The sequence below is a fragment of the Embleya sp. NPDC050493 genome (assembly GCF_044458105.1).
Lineage (GTDB): Bacteria > Actinomycetota > Actinomycetes > Streptomycetales > Streptomycetaceae > Embleya.
Map to the genome: position 1 here is coordinate 101872 of NZ_JBITHP010000007.1, position 24038 is coordinate 125909.

26 protein-coding genes are annotated in these 24038 nt (G+C 70.7%); 14 read left to right on the forward strand and 12 right to left on the reverse strand.

What is annotated here, in order from left to right; genetic code table 11:
• Positions 1–294: 294 nt before the first annotated feature.
• Positions 295–741, reverse strand: coding sequence for a DUF4267 domain-containing protein (locus ACIBM5_RS16325; RefSeq protein ID WP_396007455.1), 447 nt, complete (start codon positions 739–741; stop codon positions 295–297).
• A gap of 67 nt (positions 742–808) precedes the next feature.
• On the opposite strand from ACIBM5_RS16325, the gene ACIBM5_RS16330 reads away from it, so the two are divergent.
• Positions 809–1033 carry a hypothetical protein gene (locus tag ACIBM5_RS16330; protein ID WP_396007456.1) on the forward strand — a complete coding sequence of 75 codons (225 nt, stop codon included), beginning with the start codon at positions 809–811 and terminating at the stop codon, positions 1031–1033.
• 420 nt (positions 1034–1453) lie between these two features.
• Complete coding sequence (locus ACIBM5_RS16335) at positions 1454–1891, forward strand: hypothetical protein (protein ID WP_396007457.1); 438 nt, start codon at positions 1454–1456, stop codon at positions 1889–1891.
• A gap of 582 nt (positions 1892–2473) precedes the next feature.
• On the opposite strand, the gene ACIBM5_RS16340 is transcribed toward ACIBM5_RS16335, so the two are convergent.
• Positions 2474–2803, reverse strand: a complete 330-nt coding sequence (locus ACIBM5_RS16340; protein WP_396007458.1) for a putative quinol monooxygenase — start codon at positions 2801–2803, stop codon at positions 2474–2476.
• Between the two features lie 59 nt (positions 2804–2862).
• Here ACIBM5_RS16340 and ACIBM5_RS16345 point away from each other — a divergent pair, with 59 nt between their 5' ends.
• Complete coding sequence (locus ACIBM5_RS16345; protein ID WP_396007459.1) at positions 2863–3222, forward strand: MerR family transcriptional regulator; 360 nt, start codon at positions 2863–2865, stop codon at positions 3220–3222.
• Positions 3223–3379: 157 nt separating this feature from the next.
• On the opposite strand, the gene ACIBM5_RS16350 is transcribed toward ACIBM5_RS16345, so the two are convergent.
• The 3 genes from ACIBM5_RS16350 to ACIBM5_RS16360 form a co-directional block, all read right to left on the reverse strand.
• A complete protein-coding gene (locus tag ACIBM5_RS16350; protein WP_396007460.1) occupies positions 3380–3589 on the reverse strand; it encodes a hypothetical protein in 210 nt (69 codons plus the stop codon).
• Between the two features lie 151 nt (positions 3590–3740).
• Entirely contained in the window at positions 3741–4346 is a 606-nt protein-coding gene (locus tag ACIBM5_RS16355; protein WP_396007461.1) for a dihydrofolate reductase family protein, read from the reverse strand.
• Between the two features lie 408 nt (positions 4347–4754).
• Positions 4755–5474, reverse strand: coding sequence for a hypothetical protein (locus ACIBM5_RS16360; protein WP_396007462.1), 720 nt, complete (start codon positions 5472–5474; stop codon positions 4755–4757).
• Between ACIBM5_RS16360 and ACIBM5_RS16365 the strand changes: the two genes are divergently transcribed.
• The 5 genes from ACIBM5_RS16365 to ACIBM5_RS16385 all read left to right on the forward strand — a co-directional run bounded on the left by ACIBM5_RS16365 (position 5455) and on the right by ACIBM5_RS16385 (position 9087).
• Complete coding sequence (locus ACIBM5_RS16365) at positions 5455–5883, forward strand: hypothetical protein (protein ID WP_396007463.1); 429 nt, start codon at positions 5455–5457, stop codon at positions 5881–5883. The two genes, ACIBM5_RS16360 and ACIBM5_RS16365, sit on opposite strands and share 20 nt — an antisense overlap.
• Positions 5884–6238: 355 nt before the next feature.
• Positions 6239–6400 (forward strand): hypothetical protein, encoded by a 162-nt coding sequence (locus ACIBM5_RS16370; RefSeq protein ID WP_396007464.1) that lies wholly within the window; start codon positions 6239–6241, stop codon positions 6398–6400.
• Between the two features lie 357 nt (positions 6401–6757).
• Positions 6758–8053, forward strand: coding sequence for a glycosyltransferase (locus ACIBM5_RS16375; protein WP_396007465.1), 1296 nt, complete (start codon positions 6758–6760; stop codon positions 8051–8053).
• 2 nt (positions 8054–8055) lie between these two features.
• Positions 8056–8208 carry a hypothetical protein gene (locus ACIBM5_RS16380; protein WP_331772491.1) on the forward strand — a complete coding sequence of 51 codons (153 nt, stop codon included), beginning with the start codon at positions 8056–8058 and terminating at the stop codon, positions 8206–8208.
• Positions 8209–8358: 150 nt separating this feature from the next.
• Positions 8359–9087: a polysaccharide deacetylase family protein gene (locus tag ACIBM5_RS16385; protein ID WP_331772490.1), complete on the forward strand. Its 729-nt coding sequence runs from the start codon at positions 8359–8361 to the stop codon at positions 9085–9087.
• Positions 9088–9561: 474 nt separating this feature from the next.
• Here the strand turns inward: ACIBM5_RS16385 and ACIBM5_RS16390 are convergent, their stop codons facing one another.
• On the reverse strand, positions 9562–11280 hold the full coding sequence (locus tag ACIBM5_RS16390) for a hypothetical protein (protein WP_396007466.1): 1719 nt from the start codon (positions 11278–11280) through the stop codon (positions 9562–9564).
• Between the two features lie 402 nt (positions 11281–11682).
• Between ACIBM5_RS16390 and ACIBM5_RS16395 the strand changes: the two genes are divergently transcribed.
• Entirely contained in the window at positions 11683–11823 is a 141-nt protein-coding gene (locus ACIBM5_RS16395; RefSeq protein ID WP_396007467.1) for a hypothetical protein, read from the forward strand.
• A gap of 312 nt (positions 11824–12135) precedes the next feature.
• Positions 12136–12279: a hypothetical protein gene (locus ACIBM5_RS16400; RefSeq protein WP_396007468.1), complete on the forward strand. Its 144-nt coding sequence runs from the start codon at positions 12136–12138 to the stop codon at positions 12277–12279.
• Here the strand turns inward: ACIBM5_RS16400 and ACIBM5_RS16405 are convergent.
• From ACIBM5_RS16405 to ACIBM5_RS16425, 5 genes are all read right to left on the reverse strand, one after another.
• The gene (locus tag ACIBM5_RS16405; protein ID WP_396007469.1) at positions 12276–13001 is read right to left on the reverse strand and encodes a hypothetical protein; all 726 of its coding nucleotides are present in this window, start codon (positions 12999–13001) and stop codon (positions 12276–12278) included. The genes ACIBM5_RS16400 and ACIBM5_RS16405 overlap by 4 nt on opposite strands.
• 381 nt (positions 13002–13382) lie before the next feature.
• On the reverse strand, positions 13383–14306 hold the full coding sequence (locus ACIBM5_RS16410; protein WP_396007470.1) for a VOC family protein: 924 nt from the start codon (positions 14304–14306) through the stop codon (positions 13383–13385).
• Between the two features lie 108 nt (positions 14307–14414).
• The gene (locus ACIBM5_RS16415) at positions 14415–15209 is read right to left on the reverse strand and encodes a fumarylacetoacetate hydrolase family protein (RefSeq protein WP_396007674.1); all 795 of its coding nucleotides are present in this window, start codon (positions 15207–15209) and stop codon (positions 14415–14417) included.
• A gap of 1096 nt (positions 15210–16305) precedes the next feature.
• A complete protein-coding gene (locus ACIBM5_RS16420) occupies positions 16306–16620 on the reverse strand; it encodes a hypothetical protein (protein ID WP_396007471.1) in 315 nt (104 codons plus the stop codon).
• A gap of 232 nt (positions 16621–16852) precedes the next feature.
• On the reverse strand, positions 16853–18037 hold the full coding sequence (locus tag ACIBM5_RS16425; protein WP_396007472.1) for an LPXTG cell wall anchor domain-containing protein: 1185 nt from the start codon (positions 18035–18037) through the stop codon (positions 16853–16855).
• Between the two features lie 705 nt (positions 18038–18742).
• Between ACIBM5_RS16425 and ACIBM5_RS16430 the strand changes: the two genes are divergently transcribed.
• Entirely contained in the window at positions 18743–19204 is a 462-nt protein-coding gene (locus ACIBM5_RS16430) for a YcxB family protein (RefSeq protein WP_396007473.1), read from the forward strand.
• A 1283-nt stretch (positions 19205–20487) separates the two neighbouring features.
• Here ACIBM5_RS16430 and ACIBM5_RS16435 read toward each other — a convergent pair.
• Positions 20488–21855, reverse strand: a complete 1368-nt coding sequence (locus tag ACIBM5_RS16435; RefSeq protein WP_396007474.1) for an MFS transporter — start codon at positions 21853–21855, stop codon at positions 20488–20490.
• 71 nt (positions 21856–21926) lie between these two features.
• Here ACIBM5_RS16435 and ACIBM5_RS16440 point away from each other — a divergent pair, with 71 nt between their 5' ends.
• The 3 genes from ACIBM5_RS16440 (at position 21927) to ACIBM5_RS16450 (ending at position 23819) form a co-directional block, all read left to right on the forward strand.
• Positions 21927–22883, forward strand: a complete 957-nt coding sequence (locus ACIBM5_RS16440) for a GlxA family transcriptional regulator (protein WP_396007475.1) — start codon at positions 21927–21929, stop codon at positions 22881–22883.
• 349 nt (positions 22884–23232) lie between these two features.
• Positions 23233–23445: a hypothetical protein gene (locus ACIBM5_RS16445; RefSeq protein ID WP_396007476.1), complete on the forward strand. Its 213-nt coding sequence runs from the start codon at positions 23233–23235 to the stop codon at positions 23443–23445.
• Positions 23442–23819, forward strand: coding sequence for a fic family toxin-antitoxin system, toxin component (locus ACIBM5_RS16450; protein ID WP_396007477.1), 378 nt, complete (start codon positions 23442–23444; stop codon positions 23817–23819). Before ACIBM5_RS16445 ends, ACIBM5_RS16450 begins: the two co-directional genes overlap by 4 nt.
• The last annotated feature ends 219 nt before the right edge of the window (positions 23820–24038 follow it).

A 24038-nucleotide genomic window follows, 5' to 3' on the forward strand; every position in this document is an offset into this window, starting at 1 on the left:
GTCCGGTGTGACCATCGGCTTGCTCGGTCGTTGGGCCCCGTGTGCGCAGAGGTGGGTCGCGTCCATGGATCGTTTCGGACGAACTGTTGTCCCTCACCGAGTCGTTGCCACCCGAACCTCCTCCGAAGCCCCACCCGAACCTCCTCCGAAGCCGACGCGTGGGCGACCCCGTGTGCCGGATCGGCAGGCGTTGTGCGGGATCCTGTTCGTCCCGCACACGGGTATCCGGTGGGAGTCCCAGCCGCAGGAGTCGGGGTTCGGGTCGGGGATGCCGTGCCGGCATGGCCCGAGGGGTCAACGTGCGGCCGGGACGCTCACGCGCGGGGTGGTCGAGGTGGGCGCGGGGGCGGTTGCCTCGGCCGGGTGTTCGCGCAGCAGCAGGCCGGCGGTGAGTGCCACCAGGCACGCGGTCAGGCCGTGGACGCCGAAGGCCGTGGCGGCGGAGCCGTCGTTGCTCAGCACGACCGTCATGTCGCCGGCCGGGATGAAGGTGATGGCGAGCATCGTCCAGCCCAGTGCCCGCCGGTGTCCGGTCAGCAGGAGGGCGAGCATGACCAGCCCGGTGCCGATGTCGCGGACGCCCTTGACGGCGAGGAACCCGGTGCCTTCGTGCTCGGGCCAACTGGGCAGGCCGAAGCCGGACGCGGTCGACTGCGGGGCGAGCAGGTAGGCGAGGCCGACGTAGATGATGAAGGCGCCACCGAGCGCGGCCAGGATGGTGGTGAGGGTCTTGAGCTTCATGGTGTTCTCCCGAGTGTCGGGCCGGTGGGACCGGCCGTCGTCGCCTTGTGGGGAAAACACTCGCCGGGTGGTCCTGGAAGGCACATGGAAGCGACTTGGAGGCGACCCGGAGGGCGAGCGGAGAGCCGCCGGGGCCGGCGGTTCGGCCCCCGAGACGGTCGGCTTCGACGATCTGGTCCCGGGGCTGCCGCGCCCCAACATCGACCCGCAACTACCGGCGACCATGGACCTGTTGTTCGACCGACGGATCGAGACCATGGCGGACCCGATCCGGCGCGGCGAGTCCGCCTGAGCCTGTCCGGGCGACGGGCCATGCTCCTCTGCCGGGTCGTCCGCGCGACGAACGAGAAGGGCTCCGACCGCGCGTTGCCGCGGTCGGAGCCCTTCTCCGCCGACCTGCGCGAGGCAGAGCCCGTACGGCACGCCACGAGGCGAGTATGTGTGGACCCCGCGAAGGGCGCCCGTCCACCCGTACAGCAACGCGGCCCCGGTGCGGAGCGGACGGTTGTCCGGACCGAGACGAATCGCCGCCGTGGTCAGGACGCCGGGAGCCGCCGTTCGATGTCGGATCTTCCGGCGGGTTTGTGGTGTGGGTCGGTTCGGTGTCGGCCGACCGGAGCGGACGACTACCCGCATCCTGCATGGCCGAACCACCCGTTCGGCGTTCGAAAACACGTCGATGGCGTCGGAGCGGTAACGCACAATGGCCCGCATGTTCCCCGATGACACGTATCTGTCGAAGCTCGGACGACTGACGTACTCGCTGGCCCTGGTGGAGAGCACGGCCCTCGCGCACCTGGCGCAACTCCCCGGTCTGCCACCGGCGTTGACCGCCCGAAAGTTGACCGGCAGGACCCTCGAGGCGATCGCCCGCACCGTGACCGACCCGGCCAACCTCACCAAGGTCACCGACCCCGCCACCCGCACCTACCTGGACGCGGCCGGCGAGGAACTCGCCGCCGCCGCGCGAACGAGCCACGCCCTCACCCACGCCCGCGCCGCCGACCCGGGCGAGCAACCCCGCCTGCACCGGCGCCCCGATCACAGCACCGCCGGCACCGACATCACCACCACCTGGCTCGACCACGCCCAGGCCGAACTCGACGACGCGCTGCGCCGCCTCGGCGAGGTGCGTCGCAGCGCCGCGTGACCCCGTGGCACGCCGGGGCCTGTGGGTGCGGTTCGCGTGACGCGCACTACCCCGACCATTCCGACGGCCGATTCGTCTGCCGGCCCAGGCCGCGGCGACCGTGCCGAGGTACCTCGCCCATTCGGCGCCGGTCCCAACGCCGTCGGCCTCTCACGAGGCCAACGCCGTCGAACGGCAGCAGCCCGGGTACTTCCCCCTGCGCAGACAGCCGGCGCGAGCCCGACGCCCACCCGTCCTCGCGACGCCGCCGCGCCCGTCCACGCCACGCCCCGCGGCCCGGTCACGGTGCCCCCGACCCCCACATGCCCGGCCTGTCGCCGCTCTGCGGCGGTTCGCGCCACCCCCGGTCCACGCCTCGCCGGTGAAGTCGAACGCGGCGACCAAGCGGTCGGCCGCCGGCCCGAGTTGCCGACTCCGGCACGGCCGGGCACAGCCCGGATCAGCACGCGGCGCAACGACTCGCGCAGCTGCGCCGGCCCGGGTGCTGACCGCGTCGACGCCCGGGCGGTTCGCCGTGCGGGCGAGCGCCGGCCACGGTGAAGTCGCCCTCGTGCGCCATGCATGGCACCTGTTCGCGGGCACTCAGGCAGGAGCCGGTGCAGCCCCGGGATACGGGCTGAGCATGGTGTCGAAGTAGCCCTCCGGGGCTGCCTCCAGGAAGGTCGACAGGTTTTCCAGGAAGGCCCGAAGCGGTGGCGTCGCGTTGTGTCGGTCCAGGTCTTCCTGCGAGCGCCAGACCTCGTACAGGAAGAAGCGGCCGTCCTCGTGCTCGTGGAGGTGGTATTGCAGGTTTCCGGGCTCTTGTCGGGTGGGTTCCACGAAGGAGGACAGGATGCGCCGGACCTCGTCCGCGCGCCCCGGCGCGGGGCGAAGGAAACCGTAGAGGGAGATGGGGTGATCCGTGTTCGTCATGGACCTCACGTTAAGATCTCACATCGATGTGAGATTCAAGGGATTGTGAGGGGCGCCACATGAAGATCGGCGAGCTCGCCGCCGCGACGGACACCTCCGTCCGGCTCCTGCGCTACTACGAGGAGCAGGGCCTCCTGGCGTCCTACCGTCTCGACAGCGGCCACCGCCGCTACGACGACAGCGCACCCGCCACGGTCCGCCGCATTCGCGCACTTCTGGACGCGGGGCTGCCGACCAGGGTCATCCGCGATCTCCTGCCGTGTGTTCGCCAGGACGGCACGGTCGCCGAATGCAAGCTGGAGACCCTCCAAGAACACCTCCGGGGCCTGGATGACCGGATCACCGCGCTGTCGGAAACCCGCACCTCACTGGCCGGGCTCATCTCCGCCACTCGGACCCACGCATCGGCGCGCACGTAAGCCCGCCACCGCCTCCGTGCGTCCGCGCCTGTCGCCCGGCGCGGGTCGACTTGATGGGCCGGTCGTCGCGGTAGGTGTGGGTGGTGAGCAGCGCGCCGACGAATCCGTCCGCGACCACCCCGACCTGCACCGCGACGCCGTCGCACCCGTCGACCGCTCAACAGCCGCCGCCACCACCGCGCATCCAGGCGGTGCTGCCGAGAGCCCGATCACCGGCCTCGGCCCGGTCCCTCTCGCCATCCCCCGAGACACGCAACAGGTCCCGAGGACCCTCACCGGCGTCCCGGCGGCCGAACGAGAGAACCACCAACAACGCGATCGCGCCCAACAGCACCACCCCGACGGCGACCAACAGCACTGCGTACACGTCAACTCCGCGTTCACAGTGGGCACATCGCCCCCATGGTCGATGTCCCACCACACGGCATCGGCCGTTCGCCCTCCATCGGGTCTCGTTCCGCGCCCGCCGGCGCCGGCCCGGTGCCGTTCGGACCGGCGGACCGGCGGACGGGGCAACGTCACTCGGGAATGCCGAGCGGCGGGTGCTCGAGCACGCGGGGCTTGTACTCGACCAACTGGATACGGCCGTCGAAGGTGCGGTGCTCGATCATCTCGAGGGCGACGTCCGGATAGCCGTCGTAGATGCGTTCCGCGCCCGTGGCCCCGGTGATCACCGGGAAGATCACGACCCGGAAGCGGTCGACGAGTCCGGCTCGTACCAGGGACCGGCACAGGCTGAGGCTGCCGATCGTGCTGAGGAGCCCCGCGCCGCTCGACTTCATGGCGCGGACCGCCTCGACGGCGTCGTCGCGGACGAGCGTGGAGCCGGCCCAGGTCAGTGGCTCGTCGAGTGAGGAGGAGAACACCACCTTGGACGCCCGCGTGAGCTCGTCGACGGACGCCTCTTCCTCGGGCCTGAACTCGGCTTGGCCATTCGGGACCTGGCCTGCGGCGAAGCCCGACATCAGGCGGTAGGTGTTCGCTCCCATCAGGTACGTGGCCTCGGGCTGCTCGCCGAGCCATGCGAGGTACTCCGGACCCTCGAGGCCCCAGAACCCGGGCCATCCCTCTCCCGATGCGTGGCCGTCGAGAGAGGTGATGAAGTCGACGAGAAGCTCCGACATGGCAATGTCCTTTCCACAGGTGTCGCTACCTTGGACCCGCCGGGAGCCACAAACTCATCGGTCGCGCATCCGGGTAGCGTTCAGGACCAGGGTCGAGGTCTGGCGGGCGCCGGCCAGGTCACGAAGCCGGCCGCGCCCCGCGGCCGGTCGGGAATCCGGTCCCAGCCCGCCCGGCGATTGCCGTGCCGGCTCCGCCACACGCGCGGCCGCGCGAAGGCGGAAGGCACACGGACGCGGCCCCACCGGAGTTCGGCCGGTGGGGGCCGCGTCCGAGGTGAAGGGTCCCGAAGCCGGTCGGCCTCGGTGGGTTCTGCGGCGACGGCATGGCGAGCCGCACCACGTCCCCGACGACCCCGCCGCCCGCCATGCGCGACGGCGAACGGGCGGTGCGGCGCTCGATATTCGTGGTTACGTGTTCAGGCTGGTGTGGTTCCACCAGCCTTGGCGCCCGGCGGTGAAGGTGACCTCGCGGGTCCCGATCAGGCCTTCGTAGGGCTTGCCCTTCACCAGGGGGCTCGTCGTGACGACGCCTTTCGGGTCCTTGATGGAGGGGATGGTGACGGCGGTGGCGTGGTCGAGGTCGCTCTGCTGGAAGCCGGCGGGCCGGGTGGTGGTGATGACCTCGTCCCAGTTCGGCGAGGCGGCGAGCTGGTGGGCGAGGTGGACCTCGGATCCCTGGCCGAAGGCGAGACAGGTGAGGTGGTCGGGGTAGTCGGTGGCGTTGAGCGGCTTGTAGTGGACGACGTCCTGCTTGCGGCAGGTGGCGGTGGTCTCGTCGAGGATCTTGGTGAAGGTGCGATTGCCGGCGCTGTCGACGGTCACCCGCTCGAGTTCCACGGGCAGCGAGTCGCGGGTGCCGTCGACGATTTCCTGGAGGGGCCAGTCGCCTTCGGAGAACAGGGAGTAGTACACCCGCTGGTCCTCGTGGTTCGCGAGGTCATCGAGGTACTTCTTCCGCAGGCCCCCGTCCAGGCCGAACTTGTTGATCATCTGGAAGGCATGGATGGGGACGTGGTAGAGCGCGAGGTGGTAGGCGAAGACCGTATCGGTGCCGATGAGCAGGAACCGGTGGCCGTGGCGGGGAGCGGCGTCGGCGTCGGATACGGAGATGACGTCGGTGGTGGTCATGCGGACACTCCTGGGGGTGGGATCGGGGGGATCGGGTGTTCGGTCGGCCGTCGGCGGGATCCGTCGGGCCGGCGGTGTGGCGGCGACGCCGGAAGGCGTGCCGGAGCCATCGCTGTTCGAGGCCGCGGGAGGTGCGCCGGTTGCGCAGGTGGCCGGCGGTGATCGGGTCGAGCCGGCCGTTGCCGACGAAGACGTCGAGGAGCAGGTCGTAGACGGTGTGCATGGTCTTGATGTCCGGCGCGTAGTCGGGCGGGCCCACCACGACCCGGGCGGGTGTGACGTCGATGCCGCGGCCGTCCGGGATGAGCGTGGCGGTGACCGGCCGTCCCAGATGTCGTCGTACCGGCCGTCGTCGCGGGTGCTGTTGCCCACCCGGGCCACTCCGATCGCGGGGTGGATCTTCGCGTAGGCGATGTTGCTGCTCATGGTGGTTGCGGGTTCCTTCCGAGACGGTGAAGGTCGCGGGGTCGTCGTGGCGCACCGGCGGGCGGCCGGGTGTGCAGGTGACGAGGCGGCGGGCCGGGCCGGATGCGGCAGTTCGCGGGCCGGGAGGGCTCCCACGACCGGTGGGGAGAGGGCGGCACACCATTCGGATTGACAGCTCGCATACGATCCATCCCTTTCGAGTGAAGGCTGTTCGTGTACTTCACCCGGATGGCGCGCGCCCGCCGGATCGGGGGACGACCGGTGGGCGAGAGTGCGGTGCGGCAGTCCGACCGCTCGGAGACCCGAACCGGCGGCGCCTGCTCGGGAGCGTCGCGCCGATGAGGGCGGGGGGCGGCATCGAGACCACCACCAATCCCGACAGCCTGCCCGTCCGCCTCTTGGCCGGCCTCGGCGTGGCCGCGGGGTGGGCCGTCGCGGCACTGCCGGCCGGCGGCCTATTGCTACGCAAACGCGACACCCGGGGCAACCGGGTGGCGTGAAATACCCGGTATGTCAGAGTCGGTGACGATATTCGAATCGCCGAATCCCTCGGGGTCGGTGCGATCGCCGGGGCTCTCGGCCGTGCGGCGGCAGGCAACTATCTGTTGGGATCTCGGCGTTTGTCTGTGCTTGTGCTCACAATTGGAACTTTGTGTTGTACAAGATCCTTTCGATACCCCATTCTTGGTCATCCTGGGTGGGGACCCCGGGGGGAACGGATGATTCGCTTCTCGGCGAGCTGAAACTCGTCGGCCTTCGCGCTGCCCGAACGCCGGTTGCGGCTTCGGGATTCGCGCGTGCGCTTCTGGGCGATTTCTTCCATTCGCCATGATTTCGATCGGGAGCGCGACGGCGAGATGAGCAACATGGGGTACGCGAGCGGCGTGCCCGGCGGGCGGCACCGAGGACGTGCCGAACAGCCGATGGGGGCGGATCACCCGACGGAGATCCTGGCGCCGATTCGCGATGAGCCGCGCCCGGTCCCGGCCTTCGAGCCGACTCCCGCAGGAGAGCGTCCCCGGCGACACCGGGCACGCAAGGCCGAGCCGTTCCGGCTCAGGACCAAGCGTCGGCGTCGCCGTTCGCTGCCGGCCGTGGACGTGCACTCGATGCGTATCACCGCCCTGGTGCCCGCGCACAACGAGGAAGCGCAGATCGGCGAGACCATCCAATCCCTGTACGGTCAGCGTCGACCGCCGGAGACGATCATCGTCATCGCGGACAACTGCACCGACCGAACCGTCGAGATAGCCCGCGGCATGGGCGTGCAGGTCTACGAGACCGTCGACAACAAGCACAAGAAGGCCGGCGGCCTCAATCAGGTCATCGATCACATCCTGCCGAATCTCGGGCCGGCCGACGCGATCCTGGTGATGGACGCCGATTCCACCCTCGGGCCGGAGTTCCTCAGCCACGGCCTGGAGCGGCTGGCGACCGGCGAGTTCGGAGCGGTCGGCGGCACGTTCACCGGCAAGCCGGGCGGGGGTTTCGTCGGCATGCTGCAACGCAACGAGTACGCCCGCTATGTCCGCGATGTCGAGCGGCTCCAGGGCAAAGCCCTCGTACTCACCGGGACGGCCACACTCTTTCGCGCGCTGACCCTCCAAGAGGTCGTCGCGGCCCGAGCAAGCGGTGAACTTCCCGGCGCGGCGCACGTGTACGACACCCGCGTGCTCACCGAGGACAACGAACTCACGCTGGGCATCCTGCACCTGGGTCTGCGCATCGTCTGCCCGCCCAAGTGCACGCTGATGACCGAGGTCATGGGCACCTGGTCGGACCTGTTCAAGCAGCGACTGCGCTGGAAGCGCGGCGCCTTGGAGAACCTGACCGACTACGGGTGGACACACATCACCCGCACCTACTGGGGACGACAGGTGCTCTCGCTGATCGGCCTGCTGATCATCGTGATCTACCTCGGTTCCCTGCTGCTGTCCCTCGCCCTCACCGGACACGTGCGTATTCAGCCCGTGTGGATGGTGGTGACCCTGATCTTCTCCGTGGAACGCGCCGTGAGCGTCCGCAAACGCGGACCACTGCAAGTGGTGCTCGGCGCGCTCATCGTGGTCGAGATGGCCTTCGACCTCTACCTGCAAGCGGCCCAGGCTCAGGCGTTCTGGGACGCGATCCGAAGAAAAGAAAGGAAATGGTGACCATGTATCACGCAAGTACGGGTGCGGCCGCAGCCGGCGCCGGAGGCGCTCTGGCCGCGACCGGCGCGAACGTCATGTGGGCGCTCGTGGCAGCGTTCACGCTGTTCAGCGCGGGCCTCGCGCTCAAGCGGATCCTGCCCGCGCGCACTCGCTGACGTTCGACCTGCGGTCGACCTTCCGCCCCGGGGGCAACCGGTAAGCCGTTCCCGGCCGCACCCGGCGGCGGGAGGTCGACCGCAGGGCCACCCATCCTTCGATGGTGGCCGGGTTCGTGATGATGTCGAATCTTCGAAAGGAAGTCCGAGATGAAGTCCAGCGTGCGAGTGCGCGCATGGGCGGCCGGGGCAATGGTCGCGGTGGCGGGTCTGATCCTGGGCCCGACGACGGCCGCGCACGCCGATCCCGCGTCCCCCGCCCCATGCTCCGCCGGCTATGCGGCGATCTCGTTCGACGACGGCCCCTCGACCCTGACCCCCGCCTACGTCCAGGCACTGAACGACGCCGGTTGGGTCAAGGCGACCTTCTTCCTGACCGGGGCCCACGCCCTGGACTACCCGCAGTACGTCGCGCAGATCGCCGCCGGCGGCCACTGGATCGGCAACCACTCGTTCTCCCACCCGTTCCTGGACGACCTGGGCGAGCCCGACGCGTTCAACGAACTCCTGGGTACGAACCAGATCCTCCAGTCCCAAACCGGCCACGCACCGACGCTGTTCCGCCCGCCGTACGGCCGAACCAACGCGGGAATCCGCCAGGACGCGACCACACTCGGCATGACCGAGGTGCTGTGGACCACCGACTCGTTCGACTACAACGGCATCTCCACCGACGACATCGTGGCCAACGCCCTCCAGGTCGGCCCGGGTGGCATCATCCTGCTGCACGAGGGATACCAAAGCACCCTCGCCGCGATCCCGCGCATCGTCGACGGGCTGGCCGAGCGCGGGCTGTGCGCGGGCCGGATCGTGCCGTCGACGACACCGGTCCAGGCATGGCCCGGCGCCACCTACTACGCGACCGCCGCGCACTGGTGACACCACCGCCGAGTTCGGCGCCGACCACGCAACCATCCTCGGTCCGCGCCGAACTCGGTGAACGCCCCTCCCGGGCATCGGGGTATCGCCTGCCTCCACGTCCGTGATCATGGTGGCGAAGTCCCCGCGCTCGTACCGGTGTACGGTGCCGGGCGGTCACTCACCGCTCGGAGCGCCGCCGCCGTTCCGTGAAGCGCTTACGGATGCTCGCCGTCCGTCCGCCGGGCACGGCCGCCCGCCCGACACCGCTGAACGGTCCCCGGCTCGGTTGTCCCCTGTGCCGGGCGGCCGTCGATGCGCCGGGCGAGGCGGTCGCGGTGCTGGACGTCGAGCACGTCGAGGATGTGCCCGGTGCCGCGTACGAGGCGGAACATCCCGGAGATGCGCACGGTGCCGCCCGGCTGCGCGTATGCCGGCAAAGGCCGAGCGGCCTCGGGGATGTGGGACGGCGTCGGTGCCTCGTGGCCGCAAACCTCATGTCTGGCAGCCATCCCGGGGGAAGTAGCTGGAGGTGATCCGGTAGATCCCGGGGCGCGAAGCGGTCAGTTGAATCCAGGGGCCGCTCGCGCGCAGGCAGGCGCCGTCGGAGTACAGCCAATGCGAGTAGGCGGCACGCACGGTGACCGTTCCCGGGCGGGGCATCCTGAGCACGATGTCGGCGTCGCCGGCACGGAGTACTTCGGCGGGGGCGGTGGCCAGTGGCACGGCGTCCCGGACGCGGAAGACGGTCCAATAGGTGTCGTTCCAGACCGGCTCCAGCCAGGAGCCCAGGCGGCCGGACCGGATCAACGCGGCCTCGGTCCTGGCGTAGCCGTCCGGTGGGGCGTGCGGCAGGACGACGTAGCCGACCGCCCAATCGTTCAGCCACGCCCGATAGTTCGCCTCGTCGAGTTCCTCGGAGTAGAACAGGCGGCCGCGCTCCATGTCGAGTTGGCGGTTCCAGCCGCGCACCGCCTGGAAATAGCGGGCGAACACCCGGGCCTCGCGGTGCGAGCCGGTGGGGACCACTTCGACACGGCCGCGATAGGCGCCCAGCCGGTCCAACTCGGCGATGACCCCGGCGGTGTGCCGCGACCAGTCGGGCACCTCCGTATGCGCCTGCACATCCCGGACCGTCACCACCGCCGTCCAGATCACGCACATCGCCAGCCCCGCGGCACACAAGCGCGTGCGGAAGGACGTGTCACCACCGACTCGGAGCAAGGACCTCCAGGGCTGCGGGTCTCGCCGTCTCCGCTCGAACCAGATCGCCAGCAGCACGGGCGCGCCGACAAGCGTGCCCAGGCGCTCGACGTTGGTGCCCACCGGCGAAGGAATCAGCCAGGTCAGCACCACACCGACGGCGTAGACCGCGCCACCGGCCCGCAGCTCGCGCCAGTCGCGCGGTGCCGTCAACGCCACCACGACGCCGGCCAGGACCGGCAGGATGATCCGCTCGGCCCCCATGGGCTGTTGGCCGTGGGACGGGAACAGCGCGGTCACCAACCCACCGACCACACCCGTCGGTACGGTCAGGGCCAGGCCTCTCGCCCACTGCCGGTCGAGCAGGAACCCCGCGCCCGCCACGAGAAGGAACAGACCGGCCACGGGGCTGAACAGCACGGTCAACCCGGTCCCCACGACCCCCGTGACGAGCCGCCACACGGGTGTGTGCCGCCCCACGAGGACCAGCAAGGTGCCCAGCGCGCTCGCGACACCGAGAGCGAACGTGGCGCGGCCCGAGACGATGTTGGCCCACAGCGCCAGCGCCCCGATCAGCGCCGGCCACGTCGGTACCTTCCGGGTGGTGCGCACCAACAGCGCGGCCAACAGCCAGGTCGAGATCAACCCACTGAGGGCGGCGAGAGTGCGGACCCCGACCAACGCCATCAGCGGCGGCGAGAGGACGCTGTAGCTGCCGACGTCGATCCCGCCGAACCAGAACAGGCCGTACGGTGTACCCGGATGCCGCACGGCGAACTCCGCCCAGGAGTACTGAGCCGCGAGATCACCGCCACCGGTGGCCAGCAGGAGGCCCCATCCGACATACAGCGGTAGCGCGAGCGCGACCGCGACATGACATATCCGCCACCGGGGCGGGGAGACGCCGGACGGCTTCGCGGGCTCGGGGTCCCCGCCGTTCCGCGCGCCGGCCGCCTGGACCGGGCGACCACCGCGCCGTTCGCCGGAGGCGGCGCCGACGACGGCCGTCACGATGCGGCCGCCCTCGCGTCCGAACGGCGACCGACGCGGGCGTGGACCCCACCGCAGGCGGCGCAGTGGAGCGAAATGATTCCGGCCGACGCCCCCGCGCGGCTCGCTCATGACAGGTTCCTCACAGGCACAACTGGGCTCCACAGCCGCTCGACGGATGCGGAGCCTGCTCAGGCATCAGGATGACGGACGAAGACTAGTTGGCCAGGCGCGCGGTGTGGTGGTTGGGGGGCGGACCGGGCTCGATCGAAAGGGGGCCGGCGGACGGGTCGGCCGCGACGACTGGGGGCGTGGGGGCGGGGTAGGCGCCGTCCGCGCCGACGGGAACAACCCTGCCGGCGCCGGCTCGGGCGGTCCGGCCGACGACGGCCGTCACGAAAGGGGACGATCATGGGCCTTGAGGTGGCAGCGATCACGGAGCACGGAGCGTTGTTGGCCAATCGCCCGGACGGGCCGAGTTGGTTCCCGTACGCGTTCGTCGCCCTGTGGGTGGTCGTCGCGATCGTCGTGATTCCGCGCGTTCTCAAAAACCGCAGACGCTGACCCGAGGGACCGCGGCACACCACGGCGAACGCACCCTCCCGGCCGCCGAACGGCATTGCCATGGGCAACATTCTCCCGACCCGATGCGGCGCCCCCGAACGTCCGCTCCATCGTTGGCGGCGGGCTCCACACGGCTACGTGGCGCCTGCGGCGGAGCGCGGTGCGTTCGACCACCGAGGCGGGCGTGGCCGTCGCGCCCGGCACCCGGGACACATGTATGGGTCGGCACAGGATCATCGTCGCCGTCGTAGGGCCCACGCCCCGGCGAGGCCCGATCATGTCGAGGAACCACGACGGCGCGCGGGATTCGAGATGAGGCGCGACACCGGGACGCACGAGGAGAAGCGGGCGTTGTCGGTGAGGACCCGCCGGATCGTGATGCCGCACGAGGCGAAGTACGCGTGCGCGCGGGTCCGGAACGCGACGGCGGTCAACCTCCGTGGGCAATACACCTAGGCGTCCGGTTCGTCCATGTCGATCGTCCGGTCGGTCGGAGGTGTGACGGGAGTGCACGCCTTCTCGGCGCGGGCGAACACGAGGTTCACCGGGTCGGCCCCGTCCACCTGGACCTTCACGGGATAGGGCTTGCCCTCGGCGGGCACGTGCACGGTTCGGGTGGTGCCGTCCCGCTGTTCCGCTTTCAGCGCGACGACCCGCTTGCCGCCGATCTCGGAGGTTTCACCGGTGACGTAGGTGAGGTTCGCATCGCCAAGGATGGAACCGATGCCCTCGATGGGGTCTTCGGGGTCGGCGGCCGTCATCATGTACTTGCCGGCGATCAATGCGGCCCGCCTGTCGATCTCGGCCTGGTCGGCACTGTCCGTTCGGGAGCCGTAGGCGCGCCAGAACGGTGCGTCGGCCATCAGGTAGGACTTGCCGCCGACAACGACGACCTCGGCCTTGTGCTCCAAGACGACCGCGGTTCCCTGGACATCGCGGGCGGCATGGACACAGACGTTGTAGTCGGTGCGTATCGATTCCTGCACGACGTCACCGGTGATTTCGAAGTCCCCGTCCCGCAACAGGATTCCCGCTTCGGTCACGAGCGCCTTGGCGTCCTTGTCGACGTTGGAGGATTTGCCGGCGTCCCCACCGCCACCGCTACCGCCGCAACCGGTGATACCCACAAGCCCGAGGGCGACAACGGACCACAGCACCACTACACGAGGTATGCGCACGCGAAACGGATTCCTTGCCGAGAGAGACGCAAACGATCAACGCGTCAGTGTCTCAGCCGCGTTCTCGGAGCCACGGACCACCCTCGCGGTTCCCGTGGAAGAGAGGGTTGGGCCACACGATGAGCGGGTGTCCGGCCCGCCGGACAACATCCGGTCGTAGACCGCGTGGTCGCGGTTCGCGCACGCGGTGCCGAACTTGCCACGATGGTCCGGCAACCGACCAGGTCGGCGGGGTTTCGGGATCTGGTGATGAGGTGATTGCGCAGCGGGGTCGGCACGATGTGGGGTCACCTCCCTGGGGGCATCGTCGACCATGGCGGTCGGTGGAGTCCATCGCCGGCGTCTCGGCTGCCGGGGGTGGGGATTCGGGGGATTCGCGGGTTATCGGGGCGTGTGGGCGCCGGTCATGTGGGCGGCGAGGTCCTCGGGACGTACGAACGACGGCGGTGGCGGCGGGCCCCAGGAAAACAGGCCTTTGGCTCCTTCGAGTTCCTCCGGTGTCCAGAGCCGGCCCTCGGGAATGCAGTCCATGTCGGAGTAGTACTCGCTGAAGTTGCCCGCCGGATCCTTGAGGTACCAGAAGAAATTGGATCCCGCGTAGTGCCGCCCCGGACCCCACACATGCCGCTCGGGACGGCCCTCCAACATGGCCTGGGCGCCGCGGCCGATGTCGTCGATGTCGTCGACCTGCCAGGCGGTGTGGTGCAGGAAGTTCACCGGGGAGCGCAGCACCAGGATGTTGTGGTGGTCCTCCGAACAGCGCACGAAGGTGCCTTCTCCTTTGATGTGGTCACTGACCAGGAAACCGAGCCCGTGCACCAGGAACCGCATCGTGCGCTCGTGGTCGATCGATCCGAGCACCGCGTGTCCGAGCCTGCGCGGCCGCACGGGGTCGGTGCGCAGCAGGCCGGGTGCCCGGCCTCCGGTCCGCTCCGCCCGGCCGGGCCCGTTGTACGGGGTCGGCGCGGCGGGCGGCTGTCGCAGGCGAGGGACGACGGCCAGGGTCGCCCGCATTCCGGTGGCGTCGTCGACGGCGAGGAGCCGGTCGCCGTCGCGTGTGCAGGCGATGTCCAGCGCGCGCAGGGTCCGTGCCGCGCGGTCCAGGTCGTCGGGGTCGTCCACTCCGACGACCACACCCGCCAGCGTGCGGAACGGGGCGCTCACGATGCGGAGTTGCCGACCTCCGTGCCGTGTCGAGAACCAGCCCTCGCCCTCCGGGCACAGCCCGAATTCCGTGTAGTAGGCCGCGGTCTCCTCGACGTTGGGCACGCCCATCACGATCGACTGCAGACAGTGCAGCGCCATCGGTCACCTCGTTTGTTGTGGAGTCTTCGTTGTGGAGTCCGGTGTGCGCCGGGGCGTCCGAACGGATGAGGATTGCCTCGAACGCCGATCGGAACGCGGCGCCCGGCGTCAGGCGGCGACGAAACGCTGTCGCAGTTCCCCGATGCCCGTGACGGAGCCGACGAGTGCGGCGCCGTCCGCGAGCCAACGCTGGGGGCTGCGCCCCATGCCGACTCCCGCGGGCGTTCCGGTGAAGACGAGGTCGCCCGGCAGCAGGGGAGTGACCCTCGACAGCCGGTGGATCAGCTCGGGCACGGTGAAGATCATGTCCCGCGTACGTCCCTTCTGAACTTCTTCGCCGTTGAGACGGCAGTCGAGCGTGAGATCGTCGGGGTCGTCGAACTCGCTGGGGGTCACCACCCAGGGGCCGATGGGCCCGAAGCCGGGGAACGACTTGCCGAGCGCGAACTGCGCCGGCGTGGCGGCCATTTGGGTGATCCGCTCCGAGATGTCCTGGCCCAACGTCAGTCCCGCCACGCGCGACCATGCCTCCTCGACGGCCATCTGATACGCCTCCCGCCCGATCACCGCGACCGGTTCGACCTCCCAGTCGACGTGACCGCCCGGCGGCAGGACCACGGTAGCGCGAGGCCCGGTGAGGCAGGCCGGGAACTTGGTGAACACCACGGGCTCGGCGGGCACTTCGGAACACGACTCGTCGGCGTGGTCCCGGTGGTTCAGGCCGACGGCGAAGACCTGTCGAGGCTGGGGAACGGGCGGGCCCAAGCGGTCCTCGTCGAGCGGCACGCCCTCGGCGCTGTCGAGGTCGGCCGCGGCCACGAAAGCGCGGAACTCGTCCCAACGCCGGTACACGGCCTGCGGGTCCGGGCCGAACCGACCGTCGCCGAGGGTCGCCACGTCGATGGCGCGCCGGGTGGCGGTGTCGACCAGTACGAGGCGTCCGTCCAGGTTGGCGATACGGGATCACCGCTGACCCGGCACGCGGCCGGACACGGCTCGCCGCGTCGGCCCGCTCTTCGACAGGTCGGCGTTTCGGCGCCGGTGGTGGTGCGGGGGTCGAGGCGGCGGGTTCTCGCCGATGAGGACCGGTCGGACGCCCGCCCGGTGGTAGTGGCAGACGGCTTCGGTGATCCGGGCCTGCGTCATCCGGGCGCCGGCGGAGACGCCGAGGTGGCGAGTGAACTCGATGCGAGGGCCTTGGTGGTCGCGGGCGGTGGCACGAGGACGTACGTGACGGGCACGTGGGTGGGGCCTGCCCGGGCGGCGTCGGGGTGCGGCGGGTGTGGGCGAGGTGGCGGGCGCGTCCGACGTGGCGCACGGCGGTGGTCTTGCCCGCGGCGGTGGGCCGCCGGCGATCAACACCGGTCGGGCGGTGGTCCGTTGCCGGCGGCCCCGGGTCCGCCGGGGTCATCGGCGTGCGTACGTTCGTGGCGAGGGCGTCGATGGCCGGGGTGCGAACGGTCGCGAACGCGCAGTGGTAGGCCGGGCGTTCCTCTCGGCCGCGTGGCGGGGCGCCGGGCTCGGGGAGGGGGCACCCGCGGCGGGGGTGCGGAAGTGGCCGACGGTCGCCTGGGCGCCATGGATCACTGTGTTCCGGCGGGGCCGGTCGCGCACGTCGTGGCCCGGCGAACCCGACCTGTCGTCCCGTCTCCGTCACGAGCGGGTGCCTTGGTGTTCCGGGGGCGGTCGTGATCGGAAGCGTGGCAAGGGTGCCTCGTCATCGGCGATCGGTTTTTCCTCGGCGTGGGGGGATGGGGCGTTGGAGAGGACGAGGCAGATCCAGACGCAGGTCCAGTCTTCTTAGGCCGGCCGTGGGGGCGGGGTGTGGATCTCTGCTTCGGGCATGTACCGTCCGCGGGCCCCTTCGTGCCATCCGCAGGTGACTTCGTACGTGCCGGGTTCGGCTGGGAGCACGGTCGGCGGCCACGGGCCGATGTCGTTCTCGTGGGCGGCCGCCGCCGCCCAGACGACCACGACGCGGTCGCTGCGGATTCGGAGGTCAACCCGCGGGGATTTCCTGCGTCGCGGGCGCGGTGGCTGCGCGGCGGCGGGGTGCCTGGGTCCTGCCGAGGGGGACCCGCGAGCGTACGAGGAGGAGACCGTCGGCGGCGGCTGCGATCTCGGCTGTCCCCTCGCCCTCCAAGTCCCATATGAGGCCGGTGTGTTCGTGGTGGGCGCCGAAAGAGATGACGGCGGCGTCCGCGTCGTCGACCGCGGACATGGCTCGGGCGTAGTCGCAGGCGGGGTCGAGTTCGTGAGCGGGGCGGTGGATCGCGCCGCCCCAGTACGCGAAGGCGTCGGCGTCGCAGAGCAAGAGCGGTCCGCCGAGGGTGCTTGCCGTGGACGACGACCAGGAGTATGTGCGTCGCGGGGTGGATGTGTCTTCGTTCCGATGTCGGAAGGGGTGTTCCCTCCGACGGGAGCGAGGCGTCGGTAGGGAGGGTGCGGTGAGGGGCGGCCCGGATCGGGCCGCCCCTCGTGGTGCCGCGGTCTCGTGTTCACCGTGCCGTGTCCGGTGGGGGATGTCGGCGGGTGTGGAGCGTGTATTACGCCCGGCGGCGGCGAACGGCGAAGACGGTGCCCGCTCCGGCCGCGAGGGCGAGTGCGCCGGCGACGCCGATGAGGGTGGTGGTGTTGTCGTCGTCACCGGTTTCCGCGAGTTCGGGGCGACCCTGGGCGGGCGGCACCGGTGCGGCGGTGGCCGGGGTGGAGGGCGCGGTGGTCGGTGTGGCGGAGTCGTCGCCGGCGCACTTGGCGGCGCCGGGGACCGCGACGGTGGTGAACTTGGCGGTCGGGTAGTAGTTGTTGGGGCCGGCGCCCGGGTAGTAGCCGAAGCCGATCTCGTGGGCGGCCGGCGTGGCGTAGCCGCCGCCGATGGTGATCCGTGCCTGGATGATCTTGTTGTCGACGGGGCCGGTGGCCCATTTGGCGATGTCGACGTCTCCGCCGACCATGCCCTCGGCGCGGTTCTTGACCTTGTGCCAGGCGCCTTGGGGGTCCTTGACCTCGATCTGGGCCTCGCAGGCGGTGGTGCCGTCCATGGAGCGTTCCAGGTCCAGGCCGAAGGAGGCGGGGTTCAGGTGCCAGTCGGCCTTGTTCCGGGTGGTGATGCGGACCTGGAACTCGTGGGGTTTGGCGTCGGCCGGGATCTGCTTGGGCAGGCCGACGTAGGAGGCCTCCAGACCGGCGACCCGCAGCTTGTTGCCTGCGTTGCCCTCGAGGTCGACGTAGTTGCCCTGGGGGGTCTGGCTCTTCGCGACGAAGACGCCTACGCCGAGGTCTCTGGTGGGGCCCTCGACGGAGACTTGGAGCAGGCGTACCCGTACCCGCCAGGTGTGGTCGTAGCCGGCGGGTATGTCCAGGCCCGCTGCCGGGGCCAGATCGCCGCGTACGTCGCGCATTTCGCCGATGGTCCGGGTCGCGAGGGGCTTCCACGGCGCGCCCGGTCCGTCGGCGACCTCCACCAGGGCCGAGCTGGGCACGGCGGGGTCGTAGGACGCGCCCTGGAGCGCCAAGTAGGGGTGCATGCCGGTGAGCGGCGTACCCGTCGGGTTCTTCAGGCGGACCGTTCCCTCCGTCCAACCGCCTGCGTATTCGACGGCGTCGGGGAACGTGACGGTGACCGCCCCGTCGGGGAGGGTGCCCTCCGCGAAGGCGGACGACGCGGGGGTGAGCACGCACAGCGGGACGGCGACGACCGCCGCGCCCACCAGGACGCGTAGGGGTTTCATCAAGGGGCTACACCGTTCGATCAAAGCGCGTCCCGGAGCAGGGGACGCGCAACACGGAACGCCGGGGACGGCGCGGCCACTCACTCTAGGGCCGATCACCCCGGACTGACCATCGAGTTGCTCACAACGCGGCCCTCGTGCCCCGTTGTTCCGGCTGGTGTCCCGCCGGTCGGGATCCGTGTGGACGGTGAGGCGGCCGACCCATTGCTGCGGCCCAAACTCCGGCGATCGGCCCATACGAACCATCACCCCTGCCTCGGCCCAGTCCGAGGGGACTCCCCACGAAGCCCGGGGCGGGCCCGAGGAGGGGCGGCCCCATCACGTTCGTGTCGTCGGCTATGCCCAGCGCATTCCCAACGCGTCGAGTGCTGCGATGTGTTCGGTCGACAGTTTCGCTCGCCTGCTCCTGGTGGTGGTGACCCACACCGAGTCGTACGTGCCCCGGCCACCCGTCGAATGCCACGACCGACTCGACGTGCCCGCGCGGGACTTCGAGGTGATCAGCGCGCATGGGGCGCAGATCGAGTGCCTCCCGGCGTCCGCCGGCGCTCGCGGCCGGGATCGGGTTCGCCGCCACGGGCGGAGACATGGCCGCCGTCTCCCGCGTGCCCTGTGCTCCGGGAAGGTCGGCGGCAATCTACGCCGGCTGCTGGCCGAGGTGGGCCCGCCGGATCGAGTGTTCCGCGTTCCCCCTAGCATCCGCACATGCTGATCTCTACGACGTACACCCACACGTGGCGGACCGGCGTCGCGACGACGTTGGCGGCCTATCCGAAGTGGGCCCGCTGGGGATTGGTCGTCGTGCCCGTGGTGGTGCTGCTCCTGGCGATCTCCGCGGGGAGTCTCCGCATGGGCCTCTGGTCGATCTTCTTCGTGCTTTTCCTGTTCGTCATCCATGGCAGACAAGTGCGTGAGCTGACCAGGCAGGGCGCGATCGACATCGTGCTCGACGACGAGGGATTCACCCGCGAACGACCCGGTGTCGGTACGACGAGCATGCGCTGGCCGGCCACGCTCGATGTGCGGCGGCAGTTCGGGCTGCTCGTGATCCGCACGTCGCCGCGGTGTGTGGCCACCGTGCCCGAGGCCGCCTTCAGCGCCGAACAACTGTCCCGACTCGACGAGTTCATCCGCGTGCGCAAGTCCCCGGCGCCGACCGCCGGGTAGCCGTGCCCGTCCGAGGCGGCGCAGTTCGTCTTCCACGGCTGGCGCAGGGTGTTCGGGAACCGCGCGGACGACGGTGATCCGTCGCACGGAGGCCCCGACTACGATCCGGGTCGGCGTACGCGGGACACCCCGTTTCACCGGTGGTTGGTCGCGAGGCTTGACGCGGCGGGTTCCACTTTGCCCGTCGAGGCGATCTCCCGTTCCGCCCCCGCCGACCGCTACCACGGCCTGAGCGAGATCGACGCGGGACGGCCGACGATCCTCATCGGCACCTCAGGGTCGGCGTGGTGCGGGCGGCGCACAGGCCGATCTCGTGGACTGGGCGCGCGAACGGCAACTGCGCAACCACCCGGATCTTGCCGTCCCGGACGCGGACTCGGACCGCCTTCGGCACCGTTCCCCACTCGGGGCCCGCCCCCGGCTGCGCCGGCTCCGCTTCCGGACGACGGAGCGCTGCGCCCGGTGCCGGGGTCCCGAACCCGCGGTCGCTCCCGCGAAGACACCCGAGACCTGCCGGCGCCTCGCGATCGGAGCATCGTCCGGCACCGGGGCCCGCGGTCACGGCCTACGTGAGCCGGGCCGTGGGGCTGTTCTGTGTCGCTGTCGACGCCGTGCACGGTCCCCAGGTCGCCTACGACGGACTCGCGCCGGTCGGGAGGGACCGAGCGGAGTCGGAGAGCGAAGCGATCGTGTATGCCGAGGCAAGGGACGTGTGTCTTCGCTACTCGCTCGCGGGTTGCGCGGGACGGATGATTCCGGGGTCGTGATGCGCGGGCAACCGGTCGGGCGGGTCCTGCGATCGCGCCCGTTGTTCATGGTGACGCGCGATGGCGCGAACACCGAATGGGACTCGATACCCTCCGAGAAGTATCCGAGAAACGTCCATTCCACGGTCTGACGTCGTTTGGCACCACCGCCCACGACGATGGGACGGTCGACCACGCGATCCACGAGTTCTGGCCGCCGTGGGCCGACCGCGACCGGGAGCGACGACCCCGGCGGCGTGCCGGACGCGACGAAACGGCCGACGGCCAGGCCTCGTTCGGCCGCGTCTCCTCCGCTGGGTACGAGCGGGGGTGGATGAGCGGACGTCGGCCCGGCGCGCCTTCGCGATGGCGCCGAGAGGGCTGCGCGATGGCGCCGAGAGGGCCGCGCGATGATGCGGGCGGCCCGGCGCCGGAAAGCCCGATCGCGGCCGGACGTCGGAACCGACCAGCCGTGAAGTCGTCGAAGACATCACCGAGCACATGGTCTGTCGGATCCACCTCCGCCCGGCCGTCTCGTCAGCGGCATTTCGCCTCGGTACGCGCACCGGCGTGGGTGGGGTCGTCGTGGCGGATGTCGTGCTTGCTCTGCCCTTCGCCCGTGTGAGGCGATCGATCGGGGGCGGTTCCGTTCGTCGCGGCGCGGCGGGCCGAACGGCTCCTCGGGAGGAGCGCGACCAGTGCCGCGAGGGCGAGCAGGACGACGAACAGGGCATAGCCACGGGCGGTGCTCACGAGTCCGTCGCCGTGTACGACCGAGATCCCCGCAACGACGGCGGGCGCGCCCATGCCGAGGTAGCAGACGAGGTAGAGGACCGAGAGCACACCGGCCCGCTCGTGCGGGGCGGCGAGCGGGACGACGGTGCGAATGCCGCCCTGGAACCCGGCCCCGAACCCGATGCCCGCGACGACGGTGCCGGCGAAGAACCCGACAATCGAGGACCGGTCGATCGCGAGCAGTATGCCCGCCATGGCGACCACGAGCATCGCGATGCCGAGCAGCATCACGGTCCGGGGCCGGGTGCGATCGAGTGCGACGGTCGACAGTGACCCGGCCACGGCGAGCAGGAAGAATCCGAGCCCGCCCACCACCGGCGACGGGGAGCCGGACAACTGCCGCGCCAGCGCCGGACCGAGCGAGCCGTAGAAACCCGCGAGCGCCCACACCGCGAACAGGACGGGTGCCGCCGCGAGTACGGGGCCGCGCAGACCGGCAGGCATCGCGAGCCGCGGCACGAGTGCGGCGCGCGCACCCGGCTCGCGGGTCGTGGGCTTCGGCATCAGGGCCACTCCGATGCCCTGCAGGACGAAGACGCCGACGAACACGAGATAGATCAGGTGGGTGGGCGCCGGCAGGTACTGGACCAGGAGCCCGGACACCAGCGCGCCGGTGCCGGTGCCGATTCCCGGCGCGGCGGCGTTGGCCAAGGTGCCGCGTCTGCGGTCGACGTCGAGCATCGCCGCGCCGAGCGCGCCGAGTGCCCCGCCGGTGGAGATGCCCTGCAGTGTGCGGCCGACCAGCAGGGCGCCCACCCCGTCCGCGGTGGTGAGCACGACCATCGCGATCGTCTGGACCGCCAGCGCGGCCAGCAGTACCGGGCGGCGACCGACGTGGTCGGACAGCCGCCCGAGTACGAGCAGGGCGAGCAGCACGGCGATGGCGTACACGCTGAAGACGACGGTGGTGGTGATCGGCGAGAAGTGCCACGTGCGGGCGTAGATCGCGTACAGCGGGGTCGGCGCGCTGGAGGCGGCCAGGAAGGAGACGACGATCGATGCCGGCAGCAGCAGGCTCGCGAATCCCGGACGGCGGCCGGGGCAGGCTCTGCCGTCGGGCGGCGGCAGCCGGCGCCCATCGGATACGGACTGCGGAACAGGTTCGGTCACATGTAGAGATTCGCTCCGTCACGCCGTATCGGGCGAGTGGCAAAAATGCCTATCCTCGTTAGAATGCTGCCATGGGTGTTCATCGGGTGGCCGTGGTGGTGCTGGACGGGGTGGCCCCGCTCGATCTGGCCATCCCCACGCAGGTGTTCAGGCGCCGTCCGGAGACCTCCTACGCGCTGACGGTGTGCGCCCTGTCCGACCGGGTGGCCACCACGGGCGGTTTCGGGCTGGTCGTCGACGCCGGACTCGACCAGGTCCGCCATGCGGACACCGTGATCGTGCCGGGTTTCGAGCCGGCGCTGCGGCCCCAGCCCCGGGCGGTGCTCGACGTGTTGGCCGAGGCTCGCGGCCGGGGCCGGCGGGTCGTGTCGATCTGCACCGGTGCCTTCGCGCTGGCTGCCGCCGGCGTCCTGGACGGGTTGCACGCCACCACCCACTGGCGGCACGTCGACGAGCTCGAACGGCGGTTCCCGGCCGTGGCGGTGGACCGCGACGTGCTCTACGTCGACGAAGGCGAGGTGCTCACCTCGGCGGGGGTGTGCTGCGGCATCGACCTGTGCCTGCACATCGTGCGCCGTGACCTGGGCGCGGTCACCGCCAACCGGATCGCCCGCAGCCTGGTGGCCGCTCCCCACCGCGACGGCGGACAGGCCCAGTACGTGCCGACGCCGGTGGTGGTCGTCGGTGACACGTCGCTGGGTTCGACGCGGGCCTGGGCCCTGGAGCGCCTCGACCAGCCACTGAGCGTCGACGAACTCGCCCGCCACGCTCGTATGTCGCAGCGCTCGTTCATGCGCCGTTTCACCGAGGAGACCGGCACCACACCGCTGCAATGGCTGGTCAACGCCCGGGTAGGGGTCGCCCGCGAACTCCTGGAGACCACCGACCACTCGATCGATCAGGTGGCTCGGCTTTGCGGACTGGGCTCGGCGGCGAACCTTCGGCTGTACTTCCGACGCGCCCTGCACACCACGCCGACCGCCTACCGAAGCACCTTCACCCGCCACCCCCGGCCACAAAGCCCCTGACCTTCGCGACGGGAACGAACGGCGAGTCGAGGGCCGCGTATCCGTAGGGACCAACGCCAACCCCAACCGGGTGCCGTCAAACCCCTGTCCGCCGCCCGAGCCCGCGCCTGGACGGCGGCCCGCACCGGCCCCGAGGGCGGACGCCCCTACCGCCGCCGCCACCACCACCACCACCACCACCACCACCACCGCTGCCGCCGCTGCGCCCCCACGCCACGAACGCGGCGCGCGGCGCCGGCGGTGTCGAGACCCGGGCAAGGGATCGGGCTCCCTCGTCCGGCAACGAGAGGAAGGTCTGTCCCGTCGTCCTCGATTCCCCATGCTGCTATCAGGTGGTAGCTTGCCGGGTATGGCGAAGACTCAGGTGAATCTCCGGCTGGAGGAGGCCGCGGCGGAGATGGCGCGCCAGGCGGCGGAGACGCGGCACATTCCGGTGAACGAGTACGTGGAACAGTTGATCCGCACGGACAACGAACGTCTGCGCGAGACGTTCCTCGCGGGCGCGCAGGAGGTCCTGGACGGCTACGGCGACCTCCTGGACGAGATCGAGACGCGCGGGTGAGCGTGAGCGTCGACCTGGCGTGGATCCTCGAGGTCGCCCGCCGCGCGGGGCACGACGACCCGGCCCCGGACGACTACGGCGTACCGGTCGCGGCCGTGGAGCGGCATCGGGCGGTGATCGCCGGACAGGACGTCTACCGCGGCCCGTACGCCAAGGCCGCCGCGCTCGCGCACAGCCTGGGCCGGATGCGCTGGCTGGAGCGCTCGAACCTGCGGGTGGCCGTCGCGGTGGCGCACGGCTACCTCTCGGCGTGCGGCGTGTCGGTCAAGCTCACCCAGGCCGGTGTCACCGCGCTCGCCGACGAGTTGACCCGCGCGTCCTCCACCGCGGCGAGCGTCGCGGCGGTCCTCAAGACCTGGGACACCGCCGACTGAGTCGTGGTGCGGACCTTGCGTGTGTCGGGAACTGCCCATACGAGAAGGTGGCGTGGCGCCCGGCGATCACGGTGCTGATCCCGCTCCGATCCAGGAACCGCCGACGAATCCGCGTTCCGCGCCGTCCCCGACGCCGAGTCCCCGGCGCTTGCCTGCTCCCGGTCCACCGGATCGGCGCGGCGCCCGCGGCGAGTTCGTCGCAGCGGGGGCAGCCGGGGG